Genomic DNA, 2,196 nt, shown 5'->3' on the forward strand with positions numbered 1-2,196 from the left:
GACGGGGCGCCGGGGGCGGGGCTTCGGCTGGCGGGGGTGCTGGCGGGGGAGGTGGGGGAGACGCATGGGGGGCCGGTGCCGGATCGGTGGGCGTGTGTGCGGGGGTCTGGGTGTGCGGCGGGGCCTCTGGCTCTTGTGGCCGCGGGCGGGGGGGCGTAGGGGGGTCGTACGGCGGGTGCGGGTTCGTGGGGGCTGGTCGCGCCCGCGCGGCGGAGCCGCACATCGATACAGCCCCGCGCCCCTGCGTGGGTGCGGTTGACCTTGGTCTGCTGTTTGCTGCCTGTTTGCCCAGTGCTGTGAACGACCCTTGAGAGCGAGCCGTACCGGAATGTGCCAAGTTCCGTACGGAAGGACCCTCGGGTGGCCGTCATCATGCGCACGCCGGAGAAGCCGGACACTCCCGCGGCCCGTCCGCGTCCGCCCGTCCTCCGGTGGATGGTCACCGGGCTCGCCACCGTGCTCGTCATCGGGGCGCTGCTGCTGCCCAACGCGATCGGCGCGCTCCAGCCGGACCGGTTCACCCGGATCCCCGTCGAGGCGATCCTCGGGGCGGCCGTGGCGTTGTGGCTGCCGCGCCGGCCCCGGGTGGTCGTGGCGGTGGTGGCCGGGGTGGGGCTCGGGGTGCTGACCGTGCTGAACGTGCTCGACATGGGGTTCCGGGAGTATCTGGGGCGGGGCTTCAACCTGGTGCTCGACTGGGAGTTGCTGGACGACGCGCAGTCGTATGTCGCGGACTCGATGGGCGGGACGTTCGCGGTGCTGGCGGCCGTCGGGGCCGTCGTGCTGGTGCTGGCGCTGGTGGGGGTCATGGCGCTGGCGACGGTCCGGCTGAGCAACGTCCTGGTGACGAGCAGACCGGTCGCCGCGCGGGGCACGCTCATCGCGGCCCTGGCGTGGATCACCTGCTACGCGCTCGGGTTGCAGATCGCCGGTACGCCCATCGCCTCCGACCGGGCCGCCGACGCGTTGAAGATCCAGGCGCAGCGGGTGGCGGACACGGTCCGGGACGAGGCGGCGTTCGCGAAGGAGGCGAAGGCGGACACGTTCGGGGCGACGCCGGGTGCGGAGTTGGTGCCGGATCTGCGGGGCAAGGACGTGATCTTCACGTTCATCGAGAGTTACGGCCGTAGCGCGATCGAGGATCCGATCATGGCGCCGGGGGTGGACTCGACGCTGGCGGCGCGGACGAAGGCGTTGGACAAGGCGGGGTTCCATGCCAAGAGCGGGTGGCTGACGTCGGCGACGTACGGGGGCAGCAGCTGGCTGGGGCACTCGACGTTCCTGTCGGGCCTGTGGATCGACAACCAGCAGCGGTATCGCACGGTGACCTCCGGCGACCACCTCACCCTCACCAAGGCGTTCCAGAAGACCGGTGACTGGGACACGGTCGGGGTGATGCCGGGTATCCAGAAGGGCTGGCCCGAGGCGAAGTACTACGGCCTGGACAAGGTCTACAACGCCTTCCAACTCGGCTACAAGGGACCGAAGTTCAGCTGGTCGACGATGCCGGACCAGTACGCCCTGGAGGCCTTCCAGCGTCTCGTCCACGGCAAGAAGCGGGACAAGCCGCTGATGTCGGAGGTCATCCTGACGTCGAGCCACCAGCCGTGGGCACCGATCCCGAAGCTGGTGGACTGGGACGAGCTGGGGGACGGCTCGGTCTTCGACGCGATCCAGAAGGCCGGCAAGAAGCCCGGCGACATCGTCACGGACTCGACCAAGTCCCGTCAGGAGTACGGCAAGTCGATCCAGTACTCGGTGACGGCCCTCACCCAGTGGCTGGAGCGCTACGGCACCGACGACACCGTCCTCGTCTTCCTCGGCGACCACCAGCCCATCGCCCGCGTCAGCGGCGACCACGCCAGCCGGGACGTCCCGGTGTCGATCGTGGCCAAGGACCCGAAGGTGCTGGACAAGATCGCGGGCTGGAACTGGACCGACGGTCTGCGCCCCGACCACAACGCCCCGGTCTGGAAGATGAGTTCGTTCCGCGACCGCTTCCTGACGGCATACGGCTCGACACCCCACCCGTCGAAGAACTGAGCAGAGTCTCGCCCCCGCCGCCCCTACCCGTCCCATCCCTGAGGGCTACCGCCCCCAGACCCCCGCTTCGGCCCTGAACGGGCCTCGTCCTCAAACGCCGGACGGGCTGAAAGACACGGGTGGGGGATCGCGACGGTGCGGCCTCATCCTCGA

1 protein-coding gene is annotated in these 2,196 nt (G+C 69.9%); it reads left to right on the forward strand.

Going from position 1 to position 2,196, the window contains the following annotated elements; genetic code table 11:
* Positions 1-372: 372 nt before the first annotated feature.
* The gene (locus tag HLK59_RS49665) at positions 373-2,043 is read left to right on the forward strand and encodes a CDP-alcohol phosphatidyltransferase (RefSeq protein ID WP_240983102.1); all 1,671 of its coding nucleotides are present in this window, start codon (positions 373-375) and stop codon (positions 2,041-2,043) included.
* The last annotated feature ends 153 nt before the right edge of the window (positions 2,044-2,196 follow it).

The sequence above is a fragment of the Streptomyces sp. S3(2020) genome (genome assembly GCF_013044505.1).
GTDB lineage: Bacteria > Actinomycetota > Actinomycetes > Streptomycetales > Streptomycetaceae > Streptomyces.